Annotated in this window: 21 protein-coding genes; 14 read left to right on the top strand and 7 right to left on the bottom strand. The window is 69.4% G+C overall.

Going from position 1 to position 25073, the window contains the following annotated elements; all coding sequences use genetic code 11:
* Positions 1-67 precede the first annotated feature (67 nt).
* From phnE to GBB76_RS01095, 3 genes are all read right to left on the bottom strand, one after another.
* Complete coding sequence (phnE, locus tag GBB76_RS01105) at positions 68-862, bottom strand: phosphonate ABC transporter, permease protein PhnE (RefSeq protein WP_152301579.1); 795 nt, start codon at positions 860-862, stop codon at positions 68-70.
* On the bottom strand, positions 855-1694 hold the full coding sequence (locus GBB76_RS01100) for a phosphonate ABC transporter ATP-binding protein (protein ID WP_152301578.1): 840 nt from the start codon (positions 1692-1694) through the stop codon (positions 855-857). The genes phnE and GBB76_RS01100 overlap by 8 nt, the downstream gene beginning before the upstream one ends.
* Positions 1695-1789: 95 nt before the next feature.
* A complete protein-coding gene (locus GBB76_RS01095; protein ID WP_152301577.1) occupies positions 1790-2647 on the bottom strand; it encodes a PhnD/SsuA/transferrin family substrate-binding protein in 858 nt (285 codons plus the stop codon).
* Between the two features lie 106 nt (positions 2648-2753).
* Between GBB76_RS01095 and GBB76_RS01090 the strand changes: the two genes are divergently transcribed.
* Both GBB76_RS01090 and phnF read left to right on the top strand, forming a co-directional pair.
* Positions 2754-3962: an alpha-D-ribose 1-methylphosphonate 5-triphosphate diphosphatase gene (locus tag GBB76_RS01090; RefSeq protein ID WP_246668992.1), complete on the top strand. Its 1209-nt coding sequence runs from the start codon at positions 2754-2756 to the stop codon at positions 3960-3962.
* Positions 3963-3966: 4 nt separating this feature from the next.
* Positions 3967-4743 carry a phosphonate metabolism transcriptional regulator PhnF gene (gene phnF / locus GBB76_RS01085; protein ID WP_246668991.1) on the top strand — a complete coding sequence of 259 codons (777 nt, stop codon included), beginning with the start codon at positions 3967-3969 and terminating at the stop codon, positions 4741-4743.
* 9 nt (positions 4744-4752) lie between these two features.
* Here the strand turns inward: phnF and GBB76_RS01080 are convergent, their stop codons facing one another.
* Positions 4753-5532 carry a DeoR/GlpR family DNA-binding transcription regulator gene (locus GBB76_RS01080; protein ID WP_152301575.1) on the bottom strand — a complete coding sequence of 260 codons (780 nt, stop codon included), beginning with the start codon at positions 5530-5532 and terminating at the stop codon, positions 4753-4755.
* Between the two features lie 158 nt (positions 5533-5690).
* Here GBB76_RS01080 and GBB76_RS01075 point away from each other — a divergent pair, with 158 nt between their 5' ends.
* The 9 genes from GBB76_RS01075 (at position 5691) to GBB76_RS01035 (ending at position 18004) form a co-directional block, all read left to right on the top strand.
* Positions 5691-6659, top strand: coding sequence for an ABC transporter substrate-binding protein (locus GBB76_RS01075; protein ID WP_152301574.1), 969 nt, complete (start codon positions 5691-5693; stop codon positions 6657-6659).
* Positions 6660-6751: 92 nt separating this feature from the next.
* Positions 6752-7801: a glycine betaine/L-proline ABC transporter ATP-binding protein gene (locus GBB76_RS01070; RefSeq protein ID WP_246668990.1), complete on the top strand. Its 1050-nt coding sequence runs from the start codon at positions 6752-6754 to the stop codon at positions 7799-7801.
* Entirely contained in the window at positions 7798-9798 is a 2001-nt protein-coding gene (locus GBB76_RS01065) for a proline/glycine betaine ABC transporter permease (RefSeq protein WP_152301573.1), read from the top strand. The genes GBB76_RS01070 and GBB76_RS01065 overlap by 4 nt, the downstream gene beginning before the upstream one ends.
* Entirely contained in the window at positions 9795-10673 is an 879-nt protein-coding gene (locus GBB76_RS01060) for a phosphotransferase (protein WP_152301572.1), read from the top strand. Before GBB76_RS01065 ends, GBB76_RS01060 begins: the two co-directional genes overlap by 4 nt.
* 45 nt (positions 10674-10718) lie before the next feature.
* Complete coding sequence (locus GBB76_RS01055) at positions 10719-13169, top strand: FAD-dependent oxidoreductase (protein WP_152301571.1); 2451 nt, start codon at positions 10719-10721, stop codon at positions 13167-13169.
* Positions 13166-14389: an FAD-binding oxidoreductase gene (locus GBB76_RS01050; RefSeq protein WP_152301570.1), complete on the top strand. Its 1224-nt coding sequence runs from the start codon at positions 13166-13168 to the stop codon at positions 14387-14389. Before GBB76_RS01055 ends, GBB76_RS01050 begins: the two co-directional genes overlap by 4 nt.
* Before the next feature lie 11 nt (positions 14390-14400).
* A complete protein-coding gene (locus GBB76_RS01045) occupies positions 14401-15321 on the top strand; it encodes a choline/ethanolamine kinase family protein (protein WP_152301569.1) in 921 nt (306 codons plus the stop codon).
* A 167-nt stretch (positions 15322-15488) separates the two neighbouring features.
* Entirely contained in the window at positions 15489-16418 is a 930-nt protein-coding gene (locus tag GBB76_RS01040) for an alpha/beta fold hydrolase (protein ID WP_152301568.1), read from the top strand.
* Complete coding sequence (locus GBB76_RS01035) at positions 16415-18004, top strand: rhodanese-like domain-containing protein (RefSeq protein ID WP_152301567.1); 1590 nt, start codon at positions 16415-16417, stop codon at positions 18002-18004. The genes GBB76_RS01040 and GBB76_RS01035 overlap by 4 nt, the downstream gene beginning before the upstream one ends.
* A 185-nt stretch (positions 18005-18189) precedes the next feature.
* On the opposite strand, the gene GBB76_RS01030 is transcribed toward GBB76_RS01035, so the two are convergent.
* From GBB76_RS01030 to GBB76_RS01020, 3 genes are all read right to left on the bottom strand, one after another.
* Complete coding sequence (locus GBB76_RS01030) at positions 18190-19761, bottom strand: tripartite tricarboxylate transporter permease (protein WP_152301566.1); 1572 nt, start codon at positions 19759-19761, stop codon at positions 18190-18192.
* 10 nt (positions 19762-19771) lie between these two features.
* Positions 19772-20272 carry a tripartite tricarboxylate transporter TctB family protein gene (locus GBB76_RS01025; protein ID WP_246668989.1) on the bottom strand — a complete coding sequence of 167 codons (501 nt, stop codon included), beginning with the start codon at positions 20270-20272 and terminating at the stop codon, positions 19772-19774.
* A gap of 76 nt (positions 20273-20348) precedes the next feature.
* Positions 20349-21344 (bottom strand): tripartite tricarboxylate transporter substrate binding protein, encoded by a 996-nt coding sequence (locus GBB76_RS01020; protein ID WP_246668988.1) that lies wholly within the window; start codon positions 21342-21344, stop codon positions 20349-20351.
* 460 nt (positions 21345-21804) lie between these two features.
* On the opposite strand from GBB76_RS01020, the gene GBB76_RS01015 reads away from it, so the two are divergent.
* Genes GBB76_RS01015 through GBB76_RS01005 form a run of 3 tightly spaced genes read left to right on the top strand, consistent with a single transcriptional unit; the run spans position 21805 to position 25068 of the window.
* Positions 21805-22911 carry an AbrB family transcriptional regulator gene (locus GBB76_RS01015; RefSeq protein WP_246668987.1) on the top strand — a complete coding sequence of 369 codons (1107 nt, stop codon included), beginning with the start codon at positions 21805-21807 and terminating at the stop codon, positions 22909-22911.
* Positions 22895-23689 carry an SDR family oxidoreductase gene (locus tag GBB76_RS01010; protein ID WP_152301563.1) on the top strand — a complete coding sequence of 265 codons (795 nt, stop codon included), beginning with the start codon at positions 22895-22897 and terminating at the stop codon, positions 23687-23689. The genes GBB76_RS01015 and GBB76_RS01010 overlap by 17 nt, the downstream gene beginning before the upstream one ends.
* A gap of 11 nt (positions 23690-23700) precedes the next feature.
* Positions 23701-25068, top strand: coding sequence for an MmgE/PrpD family protein (locus GBB76_RS01005; protein WP_152301562.1), 1368 nt, complete (start codon positions 23701-23703; stop codon positions 25066-25068).
* The last annotated feature ends 5 nt before the right edge of the window (positions 25069-25073 follow it).

Raw genomic sequence — 25073 nt, 5'->3', positions numbered from 1 at the left:
ACAGGGGAGGCATACGCGAATGGCAGCCCTGCCCGGGCGGCCCTGCCTCCCCCGGCGCCGCGTTCGGCTACTGGAACTTGGCGCGCAGCCGGTCGGTCAGCAGTTCCATCACCAGCACGATCGCGAAGATGGCGAGGATGATGGCGGAGGCGTTGCGGTACTGGAACAGGTCGAAGGCGACCTTCAGCTCCTGCCCGATGCCGCCCGCCCCGACGAGGCCGAGCACCACCGAGGAACGCACCGCCTTCTCCAGCGCGAAGAGCGAGGAGTTGATCAGCGTCGGCATCACGTCCGGCAGGATCGCCCCGCACAGCACCGTCACCCGGTTGGCGCCGATGGCGTGCAGCGCCTCCTGCGGCTTCTTGTCGGCCTCCTCCATCGCCTCGGCGAAGAAGCGTCCGCAGAAGCCGATCGTGTCGACCACGATGGTCATGGTGCCGGCCACCGCCCCCAGCCCGAGGGTGGAGACGAAGAGCAGCGCCCAGACGAGGTCCGGCACGGTGCGGAACAGCGAGACGACGGCACGCGGAAAATGACGGAACACGCCAAGCGGCGAGATGCCCCGCGCTGCCAGCCAGCCCACCGGCAGGCTGAGGATCACGCCGAAGACCGTGCCCACCAGCGCGATCTGCAGCGTCTCCACGATGCGCCAGCTCATGCGCTGGAGAAAGCCCGGATCGGTGTTGGGCGGCAGCATGCGCCCGACCAGCTCGGCCATGCGCGGCATGCCGTTGGCGAGCTTCTCCGGCGAGGGCGCGACCTGCCCGACCGAGGCGAGGAACACCGCGCCGAAGACGACCAGCAGGGTGAAGGAAACCGGCGAGATCGACGGAAGCCGCGGGGGAAGCACGGCGCTACGCATGGAGCAGCCCTCCCGCGCGCTCTTCCCGCGCCGGCGCCGCGTCGGCCGGGTCGTCCCCGGCGAAGGCGCCGTGCGTGAACACGTCGTCCATGTCGGCCGCCCTCACCTCGTCCGTCGGCAGATCGAAATGAACCTGCCCGGCCTTGAGCGCGATCACGCGGTCGGAATAGTCGAGCGCATGTTTCATGTCGTGGGTCGTGTAGACCAGCGTGATGCCGTGCTCGCGGGCGAGGTCGGAGAATATCCGCATGATGTCGCGGCCCACCGCCGGGTCGAGGCTGGCGGCCGGCTCGTCGGCGATCATCAGCCGGGGCCGGCGGATCAGCGCGCGGGCGATGGCGACGCGCTGCGCCTGCCCGCCGGAAAGCTGGTCGGCGCGGGCGCCGGCGCGGTCGGCGAGGCGCACCTCGGCCAGCGCCTGCATCGCCTCCTCGCGCCATTCGCGCTGGGCCAGCGCATGGTGCCAGGCACGCCAGCTGCCCGGCAGGCCGAGCTTGCCCTGCACCACATTGGTCAGCACCGACTGGCGCCCGACCAGCCCGTGGTTCTGGAACACGAAGCCGATCTGGCGCCGCAGCCGCTGGAGCTGGGCCGGACTCGGCGCGGTGGAGAAGCTCTCGCCGAGCGTCATGATCTCGCCGCCGGTCGAGGGCAGCAGGCCGATCAGGCATTTCAGCAGGGTCGACTTGCCGGCCCCGTTGGAGCCGATCAGCGCCACGCGCTGGTCGGCGCGGATGTCGAGATCGACGCCGGCGAACACCGCCTGCCCGTTGGGATAGGTCTTGGAGAGCCCGCGTGTGCGGATCACCTGCGGCATGCCGGCCGGCTGCATGTCGGTCTCCCTGATGGCGGTGCGAAGCGTGGGGCGGTCGAAAACGAAGCGGCGCCGGGCGGAGGCAACCCCCGCCCGGCGCTCAGGTCACAGGCTCACTCGACGAAGCTGGTGAAGCTCTCGATGCCGATGGTGCGGTACATCGAGCGGACATAGTCGTAGTCGCTGTCCTTGATGTCGGTGATGAAGATGCCGCCCTTGAACTTCTGGTTGTCCTCGCCCTTCAGCACCGCGCTCATGAGCTCGTTGCCGTGCTTGAGGAAGGCGTCGCGGATCTTCACGAACACGTCCTCGGGAATGTCCTTGCGGGCGACGAGGATGTCGTTGGGCAGGTCGCGGCCACGGGCGACGACCGCGAAGGCGGCGTTGGGGAACGCCTTGCGGATCGAGTTGAGGTGGCCGTAGTTCAGGCCGATGGCGGCGATGTCGCCACGGATGAGCGCTTCCGCCGCGACGTTGCGGGAGATGATGACGCCCTCATAGTCCTTGCCGTACATGATGCCGAAATCGGCGAGGACCTGCGCCGGGCCGAGATGCTGCGAGGTCGAGCCGACCGAGCCGAAGGAGACCTTCTTGCCCTTCAGGTCCTCGACGGAGCGGATCGGGCCGTTGGCCAGCACGGCCACCTGCGCGAAATAGTCGGGACGCTGCCACGCGACCACGATGCGCGGATCGCTGAGCTGCTTCATGACGACGTATTCGGCCGGGCCGGTGAGCACCAGCTCGACATGGCCCGAATTCATCGCCTCGACGGCGGCGGTGCGGGAGCTGACCGGGATCAGCTCGATGTCGAGCCCGGTGAGCTTCTCCAGCTCCTTCTGGAAGCCGCCGAACTCCTGCTGAAGGGCTTCGAGCCCCTCGATGTCCGTCACCGCGAAGCGGACAGGTTCGGCCACCGCGGAGAAGGCCGTCACCAGCGTGAGGGCAAGGGCGGGAACAAGCGTGCGAAACATTTTCTGTCCTTTGCTGTATAGACAGGAAGCCTGATGCCTGATTATCTGTATAGACAGCGGATGACGAGTTCGTGACACTGTGACGGCAGGACAGCGGGTGAAGGCGATGACTTCGCAGACGATCACTTGGCAGATCGAGAATGGACGGGCGCTGGTCGACGGGCGCTGGAGCGAGGCCCCGCTCCCGGTGGCCGGCGCGCACCTCGCCGGCGAGGGGACGGGCGGCGCCGCGCCGCGCCGGATCGACGCCTCGGGGCTGCTGGTGCTGCCCGGAATCGTGGACGTCCACGGCGACGCCTTCGAGCGCCACATCATGCCGCGCCCCGGCGTGCGCTTCGACACCGCGCTGGCGCTGCGCGACACCGACCGCCAGCTCGTCGCCAACGGCATCACCACCGCCTTTCACGGCGTCACCGTCTCCTGGGAGCCGGGCCTGCGCTCGGCGGCGGCGGCGCGGGCCTTCGTCGCGACCCTGCTCGACCTGCGCGACGGGCTCGCCTGCGACACCCGCCTGCACCTGCGCTGGGAGACCTTCGCGCTCGACGAGGCCAACGAGGTCGCGAACTGGCTGAAGCTCACGCCCGCGCCCATCCTCGCCCTCAACGACCACACCACCGGCTCGGTGCTGAAAGGCACCATCGCCCGCAAGATCGGCCAGATGGCCGAGCGCGCCGGCATCAGCCGCGACGACTACATGGCGCTGCTCGACCGGGTGTGGAGCCGGCGCGAAGACGTGCCCGCCGCCATCGCCGCGCTGGCGCAAGCGGCGCGGGACAACGGCAATGTGCTGCTCGCACATGACGAGTGCTCGCCGCAGGAGCGGGAGACCTTCCGCGCGCTCGGCGCCGTCGCCTCGGAGTTCCCGATGACGCAGGAGACCGCCGAGGCCGCCCGCGCCGCCGGCGAGGACGTCATCCTCGGCGCGCCGAACGTCGTGCGCGGCGGCAGCCATAACGGCGCGCTCGACGCCACGCAGGCGGTGCGCGAGGGCCGCTGCACCGTGCTCACCAGCGACTACCACTACCCCTCCCCGCTCTATGCCGCCTTCAAGCTGGCCGGCGGCGACACGGAGGCGCTGGCCGCGCACTGGCCGCTGGTCTCGCGCAACCCCGCCCGCGTCGCCCGCCTCGCCGACCGCGGCACGCTCGCTCCCGGCCAGCGCGCCGACCTCCTCCTCGTCGACGCCTCGGACATGGCGCACCCGGAAGTGGTGGCGACCATGGTGGCGGGACGAATCGTCTATGCTCGACGGGCGCTTGAAGGTTCGGCGCTCGAAGGCCGGGCCGTCCCGGCGCTGGCGAGCGCGGCGGAGTGAGGACGTGAACAGGAGCGTGCGGTCCCAGCCCAGTCGGCAGGGCAGTGTCAGCGGCTTCGACGGGCTGGTGTTTCGCCCGCGCAGCGATACGCCGATCTGGCAGCAGATCTACGACTACATCCTCGCTCTGATCGACAGCGGCTGGTTGCAGCCGGGCAGCCAGCTTCCGGGCGAGGTCCACCTCGCCGAGAAGCTCGGCGTCACCCGCATCACCCTGCGCCGCGCCCTCCAGCAGCTCCAGCAGGAGGGCCACCTCACCTCGCGCAAGGGCGTCGGCGTCTTCGTGCGCGCCCTGCCCTCGGCGCTGGTGGTGCGCGACGGCAGCCGTTTCGCCGAGAGCCTGCGCGCCGACGGCAAGACCGTCACCACCCGCACGACGGTGCTGGAGGCCGAGTTCGCCGATGCCGCCGCCGCCGAGCAGCTGCGCCTTCCGCTCGGCGCGCCGGTGATCCGGCTGCACCGCGTGCGCGCCGCCGACGGCCAGCCGATCCACATCAGCACCAAGGTCTTCCCGGCCGGGCTGCTGCCGGACTTCGAGACCGTCTATGCGCGCCGGCAATCGGTGACGGATGTGTTCATCGCCCACGGCATCCAGAAGTACCGGCGGCTGGAGACCCGCATCAGCGGCGGGTTCGCCACCGCCGACGAGGCCCGCCTGCTCCAGCTCACGCCGGGGACGCCGGTGTTCCGCACCAGCTCGATCAACACCGACGCCGGCGGCAACCGCATCGAATGGGGACTGGGCTGCTGGCTGCTGACCTCGGTCGACTTCGTGTTCTGAGCCGGCGGCTCAGCCGGGCGGGGCCGCCACCACCAGCTCGATGCCGGCCCCGGTGATCCAGGCGCGGTCGCCGGGCTCGGGTTCGCGGTCCGTCACCAGCACGTCGATGGCGGTTGGGGCGCAGATGCCGACGGCGGCGCGGCGCCCGAACTTGGAATGGTCGGCGACGATGAGCGTCCGGCTCGCCGCCTCGATCATGGCGCGGGCGATGCGCGCCTCGTCGAGATCGAAATCCATGAAGGCCCCCGCCTCGTCCACCCCGGCGATGGACAGGATGGCAAGGTCGGCGCGGAACTGCCGGATAAAGGCCAGCGCCTCCGGCCCCACCGCCGCCGCGAGATCGGCGCGCAGCTCGCCGCCGGCCATATAGACCCGATTGCCCTCGCGCCCGACCAGATGACGGGCGATCTCCAGCGAATTGGTCACGACGGTCAGCCCGCGCCGCGCGGTCAGCGCCTCGGCGACATAGGCGGTGGTCGAGCCGGTATCGATCAGCAGAACCTGCCCGTCACGCACCCGTGCCGCCACGGCCGCGCCCAGCGCCCGCTTGGCGGCCGCGTTCACGCGCATGCGGCGGTCGAAGGGCGCCTCCGCCCCCGGCCCGGCCCACGCCACGCCGCCATGGGCGCGCGTCAGCACGCCGCCATCCACCAGCGCGCGCACGTGCCGGCGCACCGTCTCGTCGGAAACGCCGAGCTTCTCGGCGAGAGCGCTGATCCGGCTGAACCCGTCCTCGCGCACCGCCTCGATGATCGCCGCCTGCCAGCGCGTTGGGTGCGGAACGTTCATTCATTGCCTCCGATGTGGGCATGTTGTGGGGCCGCGAGACTGAAATCAACAAATTTGCGGTTATCGTGTTGATTTTCGTTGGAATGGCACCGATCCTGCAAAGTGCACGGCCGTCGCCAAGAAACTGGCCGCACCTTCCAGCCCGGGAGTTTCCCCTCATGGTCCCTCTTCTCCGACGCCGATATCTCGCCCGCCTCGCCGTGACCAGCCTTGTCGCCCTCGGCCTCGCAGCCGGCGCCGCCGAGGCCAAGGTGGAATCCAACGACCCGATCAAGATCACCCAGCACGACTGGACCGGCCAGCTTCTCAGCGCCCGCATCATCGGCGAGGTGCTCAAGAAGGCCGGCTACAATGTCGACTACGTGCAGGCCGACTACCTCGCCCAGTTCGCCGGCCTGAAGACCGGCGACCTTCATCTCGCCCCCGAAATCTGGGCCACCACCGGCCAGGAGGCGCTCGACGAGGGCGTGAAATCCGGCAAGGTCGAGAATCTCGGCGAGACCGGGATGATGGCCATCGAGGAATGGTGGTTCCCCGACTACATGAAGGAGAAGTGCCCCGGCCTGCCGGACTGGGAAGCGCTCAAGAAGTGCGCGAGCGCCTTCTCCACCCCCGAGACCGCGCCCAAGGGCCGCTATCTCGGCGGTCCCGTCACCTGGGGCGGCTTCGACGAGGAGCGCGTGAAGGCGCTCGATCTCGACTTCGAAGTCGTCCACGCCGGCACCGACGCGGCGCTGTTCGCCGAACTGCAGAGCGCCTATGACCGCAAGGCGCCGATCGTGCTGTGGATCTATGCGCCGCACTGGGCGCCGATCAAGTACAAGGGCGAGTTCGTGGCGTTTCCGCGCTATGAGCCGGCCTGCTACACCGACCCGGCCTGGGGCATCAACAAGGAAGCCACCCACGATTGCGGCAAGCCGCGCGGCCCGATCTGGAAGGCCGCCTGGGCGGGGCTGAAGGACAAGTGGCCGGGCGCCTACGGCACCATCAAGGACGTCAAGATCGACAATAACGAGATGGGCGCCCTCGTCGCCCGCGTCGACCTCGACGGTGAGAAGGTCGAGGCGGTGGTCGACGACTGGATGGCCAAGAACGAGGCCCGCTGGAAGGGCTGGCTGCCCAAGTAGGGGCTGGCTACTCTGCCGCGCGCGCTCCTGCGCCCGACGGCCGGCGCCCCGGTGCCGGCCGTCGCCTCCCGCGTCAATCACGGAGCAGCCCCGTGCCTTCGTCGTCGAACGACGTCGTCCTTGCCTGCCGCCACGTCTCGAAGCTCTACGGACACGGCGCCGCGCGCTTCCTCGACGGGCGCGCCGGCCCGGCGGAAATGGCGGCTGCGGGTGTGGTCCCGGCCGTGTTCGACGTCAATCTGGAGATCGCCAGCGGCGAGACCTTCGTCATCATGGGCCTGTCCGGCTCCGGCAAGTCCACGCTGGTGCGCTGCCTCGCCGGGCTGATCGAGCCGACCGGCGGCGAGGTGCTGTTCGAGGGCCGCGACCTGTTCGCCCTGCCCGAGCGCGAGCTGATCCAGCTCCGCCGCCACAAGATGGGCATGGTGTTCCAGCACTTCGCGCTGCTGCCGCACCTTACCGTGCTCGGCAATGTCGCCTTCCCGCTCGACGTGCAGGGCGTGCCGAAGGCGAAGCGCGAGGCGCGGGCCCGCGAGATGATCGATCTGGTCGGCCTCAAGGGCCGCGAGGCGCATTTCCCGCGCGAACTCTCCGGCGGCCAGCAGCAGCGCGTCGGCATCGCCCGCTCGCTCGCCGCCGACCCGGAACTGTGGTTCCTCGACGAGCCGTTCTCGGCACTCGACCCGATGATCCGGCGCGAGATGCAGGACGAGTTCAAGCGGCTGCAATCCATCCTCAACAAGACCATCGTCTTCATCACCCATGATTTCGACGAGGCGGTGCGCCTCGCCGACCGCATCGCCATCATGAAGGACGGCCGCCTCGTGCAGGTCGGCACGGCGGAACAGCTCATCCTGTCGCCGGCCAGCGATTATGTGCGCGCCTTCACCCGCGACGCGCCGCGCGCCAAGATCCTCACCGCCCGCTCCATCGCCCGCCCGGCCCGGCCGCACGAGGCCGGCATCGCCGGCATGGTGCCGGCCTCCGCGCCCATTGCCGGCTTCGCCCAGCAGGTCGAGGCCTCCGACAGGCCCTTCGCCGTGGTGGAGGACGGGCGCGTTCTCGGCGTCATCGACCGCCGCGCCATGATGGACGTTCTGGTGGGGCGCGATCTCGCCGGCCCGGCGGAGCCCGCGCCATGAGCGCGCCCGCCTTTGAGGCCGCCCCGCCTCTGGCGCGGCTGCGCCTGTCGGCGCTGCTGTGGCCGGCGGTGGCGGCGGTCACGGCGCTTCTCGTCCTGCTGCCGGCCTCGGCACTGCCGGGCTGGGTGTGGAAGCTGCCGGCGGGGTGGAAGCTGCCGCTTGCCGCGCAGGTCTCCGCCTTCGTGAAATGGCTGGTGGACGACGCCGCGCTCGGCCCGGTCGCCTTCATCGATCTCACCCGGGGCATCGCCTGGCTGCTCGATTGGCCGCTGGCGCTCGCCCGCGTGGTGCTGGTCGCCGGCGTCACCACCGGGCAGGGCTCGCAGACGGTGCAGTGGTTCCCGCCGCTGCCGTGGTTCGCGGTGATGTTCCTCGCCATGGCCATCGCCGCGCGGGTGGGCGGCTGGCGGCTCGCCGTGCTGATGGGCGCGGGCCTCGGCTATCTCCTCGTCTTCGGCCAGTGGGCGAGCGCGATGGTCACTCTGGCCTCAGTGATCGTGGCGGCGCCGCTGGCGGTCGCCGGCGGGCTCATGGTCGGCATCGCCTGCCACCGCTCGCCGCGCGTGGAGAAGGCGATCACCCCGCTGCTCGACCTTGCCCAGACAGTGCCAATCTTCGCCTATCTGGTGCCGATCCTGGTGCTGTTCGGCTTCGGCCCGGTCTCGGCGATGATCGCCACCATCCTCTATGCGCTGCCTCCCATGGTGCGCATCGCCGCCGCCGCCTTCCGCGCCGTACCGGAGGAGGTGGTGGCGCTCGCCCGCATGAGCGGCTGCACGCGGCGCCAGTTCACCTGGAAGGTGCTGGTGCCGACGGCGAAGCCCGCTTTGATGCTCGGCGTCAATCAGGTGATCCTGCTCACCCTCAACATGGTCATCATCGCCTCGATGATCGGCGCCGGCGGGCTCGGCTACGACGTGCTGGCGGCGCTGCGCCGGCTCGCCATCGGCGCCGGCATCGAGGCCGGGCTCGCCATCACCGTGCTCGCCATCCTGCTCGACCGGCTGGCGCAGGCGATGGCGCGCCAGAGCGAACGCGGCCGCCACCATGGCGCGCGCGACCCGCGCCGCTACTGGGTCCCGGTGCTCGCCATCGGCGCCGCGCTCTGGCTCGCCGCATGGCTGTCGCCGCCGCTGGCGCAATTCCCGTCTTCGCTCCAGCTCTCCACCGCCTCCTGGTGGGACGAGTGGGTGCGCTGGATCAACATCACCTTCTTCGACACGCTCGACGCCTTCAAGAACGCGGTGCTGCTGAACCTCCTCGTGCCGGTGAAGCGGTTCATGCTGGCGCTGCCCTGGCCATGGGTAGCCTTCGTCGCCATGCTGGCCGGCTGGCGCGCTGGCGGGCCGCGCCTCGCTCTCGGGGCGCTGGCGGGCGTGCTGTTCATCGTCTTTGTCGGCCTGTGGGACTACGCGGCGCTGACGCTCTATCTGTGCGGCGTGTCGGTGCTCGTCGCGGTGGCGCTCGGCGTGCCGATCGGCATTGCCTCGGCGGCGAGCCCGCGCCTGTGGCGGGTGGTCGAGGTGGTCATCGACACCCTCCAGACGCTGCCCTCCTTCGTCTACCTCATCCCCATCGTCATGCTGTTCCGGGTCGGCGACTTCACCGCGATGATCGCCATCGTGCTCTACGCCATCGCCCCGGCGATCCGCTACACCGCGCACGGGCTGCGCGGCGTGCCGGCGCCTCTGGTCGAGGCCGGCATCGCCAATGGCTGCACGCGCACGCAACTGCTCACCCGCATCAAGCTGCCGCTGGCCCTGCCCGACATGCTGCTGGGCGTGAACCAGACCATCATGCTGGCGCTGTCCATGCTGGTCATCACCGCGCTGGTCGGCACGCGCGACCTTGGCCAGGAGGTCTATTCGGCGCTGGCCAAGGCCGATGTCGGGCGCGGCGTGGTGGCGGGGCTCTGCGTCGCCTTCATCGCCATGGTGGCGGACCGGCTGATCTCCGCCGCCGCGCTGCGCCTCAAGCGGAGGCTGGGCCTGTCATGAGCGGTGCGGCGAACACGCTCGACAAGGTGCGCGGCCTCGCCCTCTGGCGCGGCAAGGTCGATCCGCGCCCGCTGACCGGGGGCATCACCAACACCAACTTCCTCGTGGAAGATGCCGGCCGGCGCTATGTGGTGCGGGTCGGCGAGGACATTCCCGAGCACGGCATCTCGCGCGCCGCCGAGCTTGCCGCCAGCCGCGCCGCCCATGCCGCCGGCGTCTCGCCCGCCGTGCTGCACGCCGAGCCCGGCATCCTCGTGCTCGACCATATCGAGGGCCGCACCTTCGCGGCCGAGGATGTGCGCGCCGATCTCGACCGCGTGGTGGCGCTGGTGAAGCAGGCGCATGAGGGCGTGCAGCTCCATCTGCGCGGCGGCGCGCCGGCTTTCTGGGTGTTCCATGTGGTGCGCGACTACGCGCACCGGCTCGATGCCGCCGGCTTCCGCCTCAAGGGCGAGCTGCCGCGCCTGCTCACCCTGGCCGAACGGCTGCGGCGCGCGGTCGGGCCGGTCGATCTGGTCTTCGGCCATAACGACCTGCTGCCGGGCAACCTCCTCGACGACGGCAAGCGCCTCTGGCTGATCGACTGGGACTATTGCGGCTTCAACTCGCCGCTGTTCGACCTTGGCGGCCTCGCCTCCAACAACGGCTTCAGCCCGGCCGAGACCGAGCGGGCGCTAACGCTCTATTTCGGCACGCCGCCGGATGCCGCGCTCACCCATTCCTTCCAGGCCATGCTCGCCGCCTCGCTGCTGCGCGAGGCCATGTGGAGCATGGTCTCGGAGGTCCATTCCTCCATCGATTTCGACTACCGCGCCTATACCGAGGACAACCTCGCCCGCTTCGAGGCCGCCCTCGAAACGCTGGACCAGCTTTGACTTCGCCACGAACCCGCTTGCCGCGTGCAACGAAATGGACCGCCGATGAGTGCCCCTGATCTCCCCTCCTCCGCCCGCGTCGTCGTCATCGGCGGCGGCATCGTCGGCTGCTCCACCGCCTATCACCTCGGCAAGATGGGCTGGACCGACGTCATCCTGCTGGAGCGCAACAAGCTCACCTCCGGCTCGACCTGGCACGCCGCCGGGCTCGTCGGCCAGTTGCGCACCAGCGCCAACATCACCCAGCTGCTCGGCGAATCCGTCGCCGTCTACAAGCGGCTGGAGGAGGAGACGGGCCTCGCCACCGGCTGGAAGATGAATGGCGGCCTGCGCCTCGCCTGCAACGCCGACCGCTGGACCGAGGTAAAGCGGCAGGCCACCACCGCCAAGAGCTTCGGCCTCGACATGCAGCTTCTCACCCCGAAGGAGGCGCAGGAGCTGTGGCCGCTGATGACCGTCGACGACGTGGTCGGCGCCGCGTTTCTCCCCACGGACGGGCAGGCCAACCCCTCCGACATCACGCAGGCGCTCGCTAAGGGCGCGCGCATGGCGGGCGTGACCATTGCCGAGGAGATCGGCGTCGAGGCCATCGAGGTCGAGCTCGGCAAGGTGAAAGCGGTCGTCACCACGCAGGGGCGCATCGCCTGCGAGAAGGTGGTGATCTGCGCCGGCATGTGGTCGCGCGCGCTCGGCCGGCTGGCCGGCGTCAACATCCCGCTCGTCGCCGTGCAGCACCAGTACATGGTGACGGAGCCGATCGAGGGCGTGCCGCGCAACCTGCCGACCCTGCGCGACCCGGACCGCCTGACCTATTACAAGGAGGAGGTCGGCGGGCTGGTGGCCGGCGGCTATGAGCCGAACCCGATCCCCTGGGCGCAGAAGGGCATACCGGACGGCTTCCACTTCTCGCTGCTGCAGGAGAACTGGGAGCATTTCGAGCCGCTGATGAACCTGATGCTCGGCCGCGTGCCGGCGCTGGAGACGGCGGGCGTGCGCCAGCTCATCAACGGGCCGGAGAGCTTCACGCCGGACGGCAATTTCATCCTCGGCGAGGCGCCGGAGGTGAAGGGCGTCTTCGTCGGCGCCGGCTTCAACGCCTTCGGCATCGCCTCGGGCGGCGGCGCCGGCATGGCGCTGGCCGAATGGGTGGCCAAGGGCGAGCCGCCCTATGACCTCTGGCCGGTCGACATCCGCCGCTTCGGCGCCAATCACCGCGACGAGGGCTGGGTGCGCACCCGCACGCTGGAAGCCTATGCCAAGCACTACACCATGGCCTGGCCCGCCGAGGAGCATTCCAGCGGCCGGCCCCTGCGCCGCTCGCCGCTCTATGACCGGCTGAAGGCGGCCGGCGCGGTGTTCGGCGAGAAGCTCGGCTGGGAGCGCGCCAACTGGTTCGCCGGCGAAGGCGAGGCGCCGCGCGACCGCTATTCCTTCGAGCGGCCGAACTGGTTCGCCGCCGTCGGGCGCGAGCATGAAGCCTGCCGCGAGCGGGCGGTGCTGTTCGATCAGACCTCCTTCGCCAAGTTCGAGATGGTCGGGCCGGACGCCGAGGCCGCGCTGTCCTGGATCTGCGCCAACGATGTCGCCAGGCCGCCGGGAACGCTGATCTACACCCAGCTCCTCAACCACAAGGGCGGCATCGAGTGCGACCTCACCGTCGCCCGCCTCGCGCCCGACCGCTACTACATCGTCACCGGCACCGGCTTCGCGACCCATGATTTCGACTGGATCGCCCGCAACATCCCCGAAGGGCTCGACGCGAAGCTGATCGACGTCACCTCGTCGGGCGCCACCCTGTCGCTGTTCGGCCCTAGGGCGCGCGACATCCTCGCGACGCTCACCGACGACGACATCTCCAACGAGGGCTTCCCCTTCGGCCGGGTGAAGCGCATCGGCATCGCCGGGGCGCCGGTGACGGCGCTGCGCGTGACCTATGTCGGCGAGCTTGGCTGGGAGCTTCACCTGCCGGCCGAATTCGCCGCCACCGTGTTCGACGCGCTCGTCGAGGCCGGCCGTCCGCACGGCCTCGCGCTCGCCGGCTACCGCGCCATCGAGACGCTGCGGCTGGAGAAGGGCTATCGCGCCTGGGGCGCCGAGATCGGGCCGGACCATTCCCCGCTCGTCGCCGGCCTCGGCTGGGCGGTGAAGCTGAAGTCCAACCAGAACTTCCTCGGCCGCGAGGCGCTGGAAGCGCAGCGGGCCAAGCCCCTGCCGCGCCTGCTCGCCGGCTTCACGGTGGACGATCCCGACGTCGTGCTGCTCGGCCGCGAGACCATCTACCGCAACGGGCGGCGGGCCGGCTGGCTGTCCTCCGGCGGCTTCGGCTACACGCTCGGCAAGCCGGTCGGTTACGGCTATGTGCGCGATACCGAGGGCGTCGACGCCGACTATGTGCTCTCCGGCGCCTATGAGCTGGAGGTGGCGGGCGTCCGCGTGCCGGCCAGCGTCTCCCTCGCCCCCTTCTACGACCCCAAGATGAGCAAGGTGAAAGCGTGAGCACCTCGGCGCAAATCGTCATCATCGGCGGCGGCGCGGTCGGCACCGGCGTCGCCCTCCAGCTCGCGGAGGCGGGCTTCAGGGACATTCTTCTGCTGGAGCGGGAATCCTCGCTCTGCGCCGTCACCAGCCCGCAGGCCGCCGGCCTCGTCGGGCAGGTGCGCGCCTCGCTGGAGCGCACCAAGCTCGCCATGTGGTCGGTCGCCACCTTCGCGCGGCTGGAGCGCGAGTCGGAGATGAAGCCGAGCTGGCGGCAGACCGGCAGCCTGCGCCTCGCCCAGACCGAGGAACGCGTCGCCGAGTTCCGCCACATGATGGCGGTCGCCAGCGAGGCGGGGCTGGAGGTCGAGCTGCTCGACGCGCCCGCCGCGCGCCGGCTCTGGCCCCATCTCGATTTCGAGGCGGCGAAGGCCATCCTGTTCTGCCCCACCGACGGCTATCTGCAGCCGGCCGATCTCGTCGCCTCCTACCAGCACGAGGCCCGCAAGCTCGGCGTGCGCTTCAAGACCAGCGCCGGCGTTGCCGGCATCCGGCTGGAAGGCGGCCGCGTCGCCGGTGTCGTCACGCAGGAGGGCGAGGAGATCGCCTGCGCCATGGCGATCAACGCCGCCGGCGCCCATGGCTACCATGTCGGGCGCCTCGTCGGCCTCGACCTGCCGGTCATCCCGGTGCGCCACCATTACATGATCACCACGCCGACCGACTGGATCCGCCCGGACATGCCGGTGCTGCGCATGCCCGACGGCACGCTCTATGCGCGCGCCGACGCCAACGCGCTGCTGATCGGCGGCTGGGAGCCGGAGGCGATGTCGCTCGACCCGCGCGGCTACGGCCTCGGCGAGCGCCTGCCCGCCATCGCCGAGGACTGGCCGGTGCTGGCGAACTTCATGGAGGAGTTCCGCCCCTTCGGCGGCGCGCTGTGCGACCAGCCGATCCGCCACGTCTTCACCGGCTGGCCGACCTTCACGCCGGACGGGCGCTTCATCATCGGCGAGAGCGCCCAGGTTCCCGGCTTCGTCTGCGCCACCGGCTGCAACGCCCATGGCGTCTCCGGCTCGGCCGGCATCGGCCGCCACGTGGTCGAGGCGCTGACCGAAAAAGACCCTTCGCCCTATGTGAAGAGCCTGTCGCCGGACCGCTTCGCGGGCGGGTTCGACTGGGACGAGGCGCGGCGCCAAGCGCAGCACATCCTCGAAACCTACTACCATATCGGCCACTGAAGGAGGCTGGGGTGAGCGAGCAACAGGCCCGGGAGGCGCTCGCCGCCCTCCCCTTCTTCACCGGGCGCGATGTCTCCGGCGCCGCGCTGAGCCGGCTCGGCGGGCTCACCAACCTCGTCTACCGGGTCGAACTCGGCGGCGAGGTCTACTGCCTGCGCCTACCCGGCGCCGGCACGCAGGCCTATATCGACCGCAAGGTGGAGGCGATCAACGCCCGCGCGGCGGCGGCGGCCGGCGTCTCCCCCCACGTGCTCTACACCGATGCGGACGGGCTGATGCTGTCGACCTTCATCGAGGGCGCCACCACGCTGAGCCCGGAAGGCTTCCGCATCCTTCCCGGCGCGGTGACGCGGGCCGGCCGGACGCTGCGGCGCCTGCATGACAGCGGCGAGACCTTCGCCTTCCGCTTCGAGCTGTTCGCGATGATCGACGACTATCTCGGCGTGCTGGCGAAGCTCGGCGCGCAGCTTCCCGAGGGCTATCACGACGTGGTGGCCGAGGCCGGCGCGGTACGCGAGGCGCTCGCCGCACATCCGCTGCCGCTCGCCCCCTGCCATTGCGACCCACTGTGCGAGAACTTCATCGACACGGGAACGCGCATGTGGATCGTCGACTGGGAATATTCCGGCATGAACGACCCGATGTGGGACCTTGGCGACGTCTCGGTCGAAGGCGGCTTCGACGCGGCACAGGACGAGGCGCTGCTCACCGCCTATTTCGGCGGACCGGCGAGTGCGGCGGATCGGGGCCGCATGGTGCTCTACAAGGCGATGTGCGACCTGCTGTGGACGCTGTGGGGCCTCATCCAGCACGCCAACGGCAACCCGGTGGACGACTTCTGGGCCTATGCGGTCAACCGCTTCGAGCGCTGCAAGCGGCTGATGGCCGAGCCGGACTTCGCCCGGCACCTCGCCGCCGTCCGGCAGGGGTGAACCGAACGGTGCCCGCAGGGCATCGTCGGCGCCCGATCGTCGCCAGAACGCCATCAATCGCGGGGAGATTCCGGCTTCCGTTGCCTTTTGCCTTGCGCTTTCGACCAAATTGTTGACAGTTGGCAAAACTCGGGCGAAACATCCGAGCAACAGGAGAGGAGGCGCCCATGGTCGTCGCAGAAGCCGTTCCCGAACTCGTATCGTCCACCCGGCTTATGGAGGGCTTCACCTTCCAGCGCATCAAGACGCGCGGCGCCGAGATCAACGTCGCCACCGCCGGCGAAGGTCCGCCGCTGCTGCTCATCCACGGCAACCCGCTGACGCTGGTGAGCTGGCACAAGGTCGCCCCCTCGCTGGCGCGCGACTTCTCGGTGATCGCCATCGACATGCGCGGCTATGGCGACAGCTCCAAGCCCTATGGCGGCGAGGACCATTCCGGCTATTCGTTCCGCTCCATCGGCGAGGACGCCTTCGACGTCATGGACGCGCTCGGCCACAAGACCTTCGCGGTCGCCGGCCATGACCGCGGCGCCCGCGTCGGCTTCCGCATGGCCCTCGACCATCCCGAGCGCGTCACCCACTATGCGGCGCTCGACATCGTGCCGACCCACCATGTGCTGAACAACATCACGCTGGGCTGGGCGCGCGAGAGCTACCACTGGTTCTTCATGGCGCAGAAGGCGCCCTTCCCCGAGAACCTGCTCGGCGCCGACCTCGACTATTACATGCGCTACAAGCTCAACAAGAAGGGCGTGGGGCTCGACATCTTCACCCCCGAGGCCATCGCGGAATACATCCGCTGCGCCACACCGGAGCAGATCCACGCGGTCTGCGAGGACTATCGCGCCACCATCACCGTCGACCTCGACATGGACACGGCCGACTATGGCAAGCGCAAGATCGCCTGCCCGACCATGGTCATCTGGGGCACCAACAGCCATTGCGGGCGCCACTTCAAGCCGGTCGAGGCGTGGTCGGAATGGGCCGACGACGTGATCGGCCTGCCGATTCCGACGGGGCATTACCCGGCCGAACACCGGCCCGATCTCGTCTACGCGGCCTTCTACCGCTTCTTCCGCGGTGAGCCCGTGACATGAAGCCGGCCCGCGTGACGGCGGAGGCGGCCCGGCGCCGCCTCCTTGCCGGTGGCGAAATCGCGTTGCTCGATGTGCGGGAGGCCGCCGCCTTTGGCGACGGCCATCCGCTTTTTGCGATTCCGTGCCCCTATGGCCGGCTCGAACTGTCGGCAGTTGCCCTCGTCCCGCGCCGGGATTGCCCGCTGCTTCTGGTCGACGACGACGACGGGGTGGCCGAACGCGCGGCCCGGCGGCTGGCCGCCTGCGGCTACACCGACATCACGCTGGTGATCGGCGGCGTGCCGGCCTGGAAGGCGACCGGCTACGGCCTGTTTGCCGGCGTCAACGTGCCGAGCAAGACGCTCGGCGAACTGCTCGAACACGCCCACCACCCCAGGACCATCGACGCCCCCACGCTCGCCCAATGGCAGCGCGAGGGGCGCGCGCATCTGTTCTTCGATGCCCGCCCGCCCGCCGAATACGCCAAGATGCGCATCGGCGGCGCGCGCTGCGTGCCCAATGGCGAACTGGCGCACCGCCTGGCGACGGTCGCCACGGATGACGAGACACCCATCGTCATCACCTGCGCCGGCCGCACGCGCGGCATCGTCGGGGCGCTGGGATTGCGCGCGCTCGGTGTCCGTAACCCCGTCTATGCGCTGGAGAACGGCACGCAGGGCTGGGCACTCGCCGGCCTGCCGCTGGATCGCGGCGCGCGCGCCGACCCGCTCCCCACGCTCGACGCGGCCGCAACCGCCGCCAGCCGCGCGCGCGCCGCGCGCCTCATCGACGCCTCCGGCCTCACCCGTACCGACGTGGCGGGGGCGAGCGCTCTGCTGGCCGAGCCGGGCCGCACGCCCTTCCTGTTCGACCTGCGCAATGTCCAGGAACGCGCAGACCGCCCTGCCCCGGGCGCCGTCCCCGTACTAGCGGGACAGCTCATTCAGGCCACCGACCAGTATGTCGGCGTGCGCAACGCCCGCCTCGTGCTGATGGACGACACCGGCCTGCGCGCGGGGCTGGCGGGCCTGTTCCTGCGGGCGCTCGGCTACGAGGTGCACGTGCTGGCGCTCGACGACGAGCCCGGCGCGGGCGTGCCCGTGGTTCCGGCCCCGCAGCTGATGCCGCCCGCACCGCCGCCCATGGTCGATCCGCGCGTGGCCTGGGCGCGCGCTGGGGATGGCTTTCCGCTGTTCGACCTGCGCTCCTCCTCGGAATGGGAGGAACGCCGCCTTGTCTGCGCCCGCTGGTCGATGCGCGTCGACCTGCCCGGTCCTCTGCCGCCGGGAACCTCGCGCGTGCTGCTGCAGGGTGAGGCGGGCGTGGTGGCGGGCGCTGCCCGCGATCTCGCGGAAATCGGCATCACCGCCGAATGGCTGGCCGCCGATCTCGACACCTGCGCGGCGGCGGGCTGGCCGGTGGAGGCCATGCGCCGGCCGCTCGGCCGCGACAAGGCGCGCGACCGCGTCTGGTTCGTGCACGACCGGCACGACGGCAATGCGGAGGCCTCGCGGCGCTATCTCGCCTGGGAGACCGGGCTCATCGCGCAGCTCGACGCCGAGGAGCGCGCGACCTTCGGCACCATCCCCATCGACGCGCTGGCCTGACCCGCGACGCCGGAGACGGAAAAGCCCCCTCCACCACGGGTGGGAGGGGCTTTTTTTCGTGCATCGTGCGGGGATTGGCCGGCGGCGGGCGGTTAGAGGCGGCAGCCTTTCCCGCAAAGAAAGAGGGGCGGGCTTGCGCCCGCCCCTTTGGGGGAGTTCGTCGGATCGTCCGGCCGGACCGGCCGTCAGCTCTTGGTAGCGCCCGCGGCATGGCGGGCCGCCGCCTCGTCGCGCAGGCGTTCCATCGCGAGCGCCTCGGCCGCCTCGGCCCGGTTCTGCTTGCGCTTGCCCCAGGCGGTCATCGCCAGCGAGGCAAGCATTACCGCGAAGATGGCCATCGCCGCCGGCCGCTCGAGTATGTAGAGCGGATTGCCGCCGGAGAGCTGGTAGGAGCGCAGGAACTCCGTCTCCAGCATGCGCCCGAGCAGGATGCCCACGACCACCGCCGACACCGGGTACTGGTAGCGGTTGAGCGCGTAGCCGAGCAGCGCGAAGACGAACAGCGTGATCGGCCCGGCCGCCTCGCCCGTCACCGCGAAGGTGCCGAGCGTGGCGATGACGAGGATCGCCGGCAGCACGTAGCGGGTACGCACCTTCATGATGTTGGAGGCGACGTAGATGAAGCCGATGCCCACCGCCAGCAGCACGATCGCCTGGACGATGTTGTTGAGGATGATGGCGTAGACCATCGGCTTCTGGGTCTCGATGAAGTTCGGGCCGGGCACGATGTTGTGCATCATGAAGGCCGCGATCAGGATCGCCGTCGCGCCGCCACCGGGAATGCCGAGCGCCAGCATGGTCGCCATCGAGCCGCCCTCGCCGCTCGCCACGGCCGATTCCGCCGCGATGACGCCCTTGGGGTTGCCCTTGCCGAAGGTCGCGCTGTCCTTGGCGGTGCGCTTGGTCTCGGCATAGGCGATCAGGTTGCCGATGGACGAGCCGACGCCGGGCACGGCGCCGATGATGATGCCGATGATCGAACCGCGCAGCAGCACGCCGGGATATTTCAGGGTGCCCCAGCAGCCCTTGAGGATCTTGCGCAGGCTGACCTCGCGCGAGCCCTCGGCCTCGATGATGTAGTCGCGGCTGGCCAGGCTGAGCAATTGGCTCGCGGCCAGCAGGCCGATCATCGCCGGGATCGGCGCGATGCCGTCGAGCAGCACCGGCAGGCCCATCGTGCCACGGGTGAAGCCGGCGGTGTTCATGCCGACGGTGCCGAGCAGGATGCCGAGGGCGGCGGCCAGCAGGCCGCGGCTGATATAGGCCGAGCCGAGCGAGCCCAGCAGCATCATGCCCCAGATCGCCACCGCGAACATCTCCACCGGCCCGATGCGCAGCACGATGTCGGCCAGCGGCTCGATGACGAGAAGCAGCAGCACGTAACCGGCGATGCCGCACAGGGTCGAGGCGAACAGCGCGTAGCCCAGCGCCTCATTGTGCTCGCCCTTCTGCGACATCGCATAGCCGTCGAAGGTCGTGGCGAAGGAGGATGGAGATCCCGGTATGTTCATCAGGATCGCCGGCACCGACCCGCCGAACCCCGCTCCGGTATAGACCGAGGTCAGGAAGACGATGGCCGAGAAGAAATCCATGTAGAGCGACATCGGGAGCACGATCGCCATGGCCATGGTGATCGAGATGCCGGGAATGGCGCTGAAGACGAGGCCGACGATCAGGCCGGGGACGATCCATCCCCAGGACCCGGCCGACGTGAACATGATGCCCAATGCATCATTGAAGGCGGAAATGTCGATCATCGGGCGCGCCTCACAGCAGGGTGGTGGGCATGGGATAGGAGATCAGGGCGCGGAAGCCGTAGATCGTGATCAGGGTGACGGCGAGTGAGAAAACCACCAGATGCAGCGGGCGGCGCTCGCCGCAGACGGCCATTGCCGCCGCCGCAAACAGGAAGATGGCGATATCGAAGCCGATGACGTCGAGCAGGAAGACCATCAGGCCGAGCGACACGCCGAGTGCCGCCATGCGCATCACATCCGCCCGGTCCGTGGACAGCTTGATCGCGAACGGATCGTCCTCGGCGGCGGCCTTGGCCGCCTCGCGGGCGTCGACCTTGTGGAAGCACTGCGGCAGAATGAACAGGTACATCGCCAGCGCGAAGATCGCGACCGGCTGCACCAGCAGAAGGTTGTTGACGCTGAGCGATACGCTGCGCGCGTCGAAAAGGTACCAGAAGACCGCGCCGGCGAGCACCGTGATGAGTGCCAGATGGCCGTAGTCGATGGCATAGGTCTGCCGACCGATACGCATCTTCATCTCCATTCGTCCGAGGAGTGAGAATGAAGGCGGGCCGGACTTTGGCGCGGCCCGCCTTCCCTGATGCGGCCTACTTCAGCAGGTCGACGTACTTGGCCATCTTGGAGGCATTGTCGAGATACGCCTTGTCGGACGCCTCGGGGCCGTACCAGGTGGTCGCAAGCTCCTGAAGCTTCAGGGTCTCGATCGACTTCGGGTTCTTGCTCGCCCGCTCGATGGCGCCGACGAGGAATTTGTAGATCTCCGGCTGCTCGTTCTTGAGCTTGGTGGAGACGGCCCAGCCGCGCTGCGAGCCCTCGACGAAGTCGGTCTTGATGCCGGCGGCACCGATCAGCGGTGCGTCCGGATACCAGTCGACCTTCTCGGCCGCGAAGATGGCGAGCGGGCGGATCTTCGACTTCAGCGGCAGGAAGCCCTCGCCGCCGACGAAGCCGACATCGACCTGGGCGCCGGCGGTCGCGTTGCGAGCCGGGCCACCGCCGTCATAGGTGACGATGCGCAGCTTGGTGGCGTCGATCTCCGCCGCCTGGAAGGCAAGCACCATGTTGGCGAAGTCGGCCGAGGCCGGCTGCACGCCGATGCTGAGGCTGGTCGGGTCCTTCTTCAGCTTCTCGATCACTTCGGCGAAGGTCTTGACCGGACCGTCGGAAGAGGTCGCCGCGAGCGTGTAGTCGCGCGACGGCAGGTTGATCATCGAGAAGTCTTCGACCTTGTACGGCGCGTTCTGCAGCAGCACGGTCAGCGGAATGTAGGGCGCCGCCGAGGTGCACAGAATGCTGTAGCCGTCGGCCGGCTGGTTGAGCGCGTAGGAATTGCCGAGCTGGGTACCCGCACCCGGCTTGTTCACGATCACCAGCGGCTGCCCGATCTCCTTTTCGAGATAGGGCGCGAAGGCGCGCGACAGGCGGTCATTATAGCCGCCCGTCGCGAACGGCACGATGACGTTGATCGGGCGCGTGGGGTAGTTCGCGGCGCGCAGGATGGACGGCATGGCGACGAGGCCGCCGGCGGCCGCAAGCCCGCCTGCCGTGATTTTGAATGCGTCTCTGCGTGTGAAATCTGTCATGTTTTCCTCCCGCCGTTCCATCTCGATCGGTCGGCCGGACGTGTCACGTGCTCGGCCTCGTGGATTAGGCAGGCCAAGACTGTATCCGCGTCCGTCAACTGTCAACACATTTGGCGAGAGCCCGGATCGGAATTGCGGACCCTCACAGGTCAAGCCGGCAGGATCATTGCCTTTTATGCCAATATTTTCGGATGGCGCCGGTGGGGCGGAAGGCGCCTGAATGCGCCTCCGTTTGCGGTCGATCTGTTGACAGTTGTCATTGTTGCTGTCTCAATCGGCGCAGGTTCCGCCGGCGGCCTTCCCGCTTCGAGACGGGCCGCCGGGAGGTCGTTATGTCCATTCTTCGCTTCGCACGCCGCCCTTTGCCGATGCCGGCCCGCGCCGGCACGCACAATGGCGTCGAGGGGCGACCGTCGCAAGCCTCGCGCGCGCGCCAAGGACGCGAGGGAGCCGCGCGCTGATGGCCGAAATACCGAAGGATTCGGACGAATCGGGCCTGCTCGCGTCACCCCGGCTGCGCTGGTGGCTGCGCCTCGTCGCGACCTACTCCATCGCCACCGCTGCGGGCTATGGCGCCATGCGGCTGCATGTTCCCCTGCCCTGGATGCTCGGCCCGCTGTTCGTCTGCGGCGCGCTGACCGTGTCGGGCGTGCCGCTGCAGGCCGGCCCGCATCTGCGCGAGATCGGGCAGGTCGTCGTCGGCCTCGCCATCGGCATGCGCTTCACGCCGCACCTGCTGCTCGCCTCGCTGGAGCTGCTGCCGGCGATGCTGGCGTCGACCTTCTACATCATCGCCGCCACCTTCGTCGGCGCCCTCATCATGCGCCCGCTCGCCCGGATCGACCCGACCACGGCCTTCTTCGCCACCGCCGCCGGCGGCATGGCGGACATGGCGGTGGTGGCGGCGGCGCGCGGGGGCGACACCAACACGGTTTCCATCGTCCATGCCCTGCGCGTGACCACGGTCGTCAGCACCGTGCCGTTTCTGGTGTTCGCCTTTGGTGAGCAGGGCAATGTGAACACCGTCGATGTCGCCGGCTCGCATGACCTGCTGCTGCTCGGCATCGGCCTCGTCATCGCCTATATCGGCGCCCGGATATTGCTGCCGACCGTGATCCCCAATCCCTGGCTGCTGGGCTCGCTGCTGCCCAGCGCGGCGCTCGGCGCCTCGGGGATTCTCACCGTGGCGGTGCCGGGCATTCTCATCGTCGCCGCGCAGATCATGATCGGCGTCTGGCTGAGCCTGCGCTTCCGCCGCGAACTCTTCCTGCGCCTGCCGCGCGTGGCGGCCTCGGGCCTTCTGGTCGCGGTGTTCCTGATCTTCGCCGCCGCCGCCGGCGCCCAGCTTCTGTCGTTCGCCACCGGCCTGCCGCTGACCACCAGCTTCCTCGGCCTCGCCCCCGCCGCCATCACTGAAATGGTGCTGACCGCCAAGGCGATGCATGCCGATGCCGAGCTGGTGACAGCCTTCCACATCGTCCGTATCGCGGTGATCTCGTCGACCATCCTCGTGGTGTTCCGCATCTACCGCTTCGTGCTGAGGAGCCATTATGAATCTCGGATTTGACGGACGCCGTGCCGTCATCGTCGGCGGCAGCTATGGGATCGGCGAGGCCACGGCCGAGATCCTGCTGCGCGAGGGCGCGCAGGTGATCATCGCCTCGCGCAGCCGCGACAATCTGGACGCCGCCGCCGCCCGCCTCGAGGCCGCGACCGGCCGCGCGCCTTCCGTCATCGTCGCCGACGTGGTCGAGGATGCGGGCGCCGCCGACGCTCTCGCCCGCGAGGCCGAGGCGCGCTGGGGCGCCCTCGACGTGCTCGTCAGCGCCGTGGGCGGCAGCGTCAGGGCGGATTTCGCCACCCTCTCGGATGAGGACTGGCTCGCCAGCTACCGCTTCAACGTGCTCTCGACCGTTCGCACGGTGCGCGCCGGCGCGCCGCTGCTGGCGAAGGGCGACGCACCGGCCGTCGTCACCCTCGGCGCCGCCGCCGCCAAGATGCCCTACGCCCATCAGGTCATGACCAATGTGCACAAGGCCGGCCTGCTCGGCCTGGTGAAGACGCTGGCGCTGGAGCTGGGCGAGCACGGCATCCGCATCAACAGCGTGGGGCCGGGCCGTACCAAGACCCCGCTCTGGATCAACCGCGCCACCCGCCTCGCGGAAGAGCGCGGCGTCGGCATCGAGACGATCTTCGAGGAATTCTCGCACGAGATCCCCCTCAAACGCTTCGCCGAGCCGGCGGAAATCGCGGTCATGGTCGCCTGGCTCGCCAGTCCCCTCGCCAGCTACGTCACCGGCCAGGCCATCAATGTCGACGGCGGCATCGCGCGCGGCCTCGTTTAAAGGAGAACAGAATGTCCCAGAAAGACGTCACCAAGCAGCTCGCCGCCTGGATCGCCCGTACCCGGCTCGACGACATCCCCCAGTCCGTGCGCGAGGAAGGCGTGCGTACCTTCTTCAACTGGCTGGGCTGCGCCGTGGGCGGCGCCCGTCACGAGACGGTGGATTGCGCGCTGGGCGGCATCATGCCCTTCGCCGGCAAGCCGCAGGCGACGGTGATCGGGCGCGCCGAGCGCCTCGACGTACCCAATGCCGCGCTGGTCAACGGCATCTCCTCGCACGTGCTCGACTATGACGACACCCATCTGAAGACCATCATCCATCCGGCCGGCCCGGTCGCCTCGGCGCTGCTGGCCACGGCCGAGTACATGCCGGTGTCCGGCGTCGACTTCCTCGAAGCGCTCATCATCGGTGTCGAGGTCGAGTGCCGCCTCGGCAACAGCGTCTATCCCGAGCATTACGATCGCGGATGGCACATCACCGGTACGACCGGCGTCTTCGGCGCCGCCGCCGCCGTCAGCCACCTTCTGAAGCTTGAGGAGAAGCAGATCACCTGGGCGCTCGGCATCGCCGCGACGCAGGCCTCCGGCCTGCGCGAGATGTTCGGCACCATGTGCAAGAGCCTGCATCCGGGTGTCGCCGCCCGCAACGGCGCGCTCGCCGCCTTCCTCGCCCGCGCCGGCTTCGACAGCTCGCTGCAGGCGATCGAGGCGCCGCGCGGCTTCGCCAATGTGCTGTCCACCAAGCGGGACTATAATGAGATCCTCGGCAGCCTCGGCGAGACGTGGGAAGCCGGGCTCAACTCCTACAAGCCCTTCGCCTGCGGCATCGTCATCCATCCCACCATCGACGGCTGCCAGCAGCTGCGCGAGGAGCTGGGCGCGGACGTCGCGAAGATCGCGGCGGTGCGCCTGCGCACCCATCCGCTGGTGCTGGAGCTGACCGGCAAGCGCGAGCCGAAGACCGGGCTTGAGACCAAGTTCAGCGTCTTCCACGCCGCCGCCTGCGCCCTGCTGCGCGGCGACGGCTCGCCGACCGCCTTCACCGACGAGGCCGCCAACGCCCCCGAGCTAGTCGCCCTGCGGCGCAAGGTCGACGCCACCTCCGACACCTCGATCCACGAGGCTTCCGTGGTGATCGAGGTCGAGTTCGAAGACGGCCGCAAGATCGAGAAGACGATCGAGCGCGCCATCGGCAGCCATGACAAGCCGCTCAGCAACGAGCATCTGGCGCGCAAGTTCGCGCATCAGTCCGCCCTCGTCGTCGGCGACGAGGTGACCGAGCGCCTGATGGCGCTGGCCTGGCGCCTTCCCGAGCTGGCGGATGTCGGCGAGGTCGCCCGCGCCTCGGTGCCGGCGAACCTGCGCAGCGCGGCCGAGTGAGGGAA

It is taken from the genome of Ancylobacter sp. TS-1, from assembly GCF_009223885.1.
In the GTDB taxonomy this organism is placed as follows: Bacteria; Pseudomonadota; Alphaproteobacteria; order Rhizobiales; family Xanthobacteraceae; genus Ancylobacter.
The sequence above is the reverse complement of the archived record's forward strand: the minus strand, read 5'-3'. Positions and strand labels throughout refer to the sequence as shown.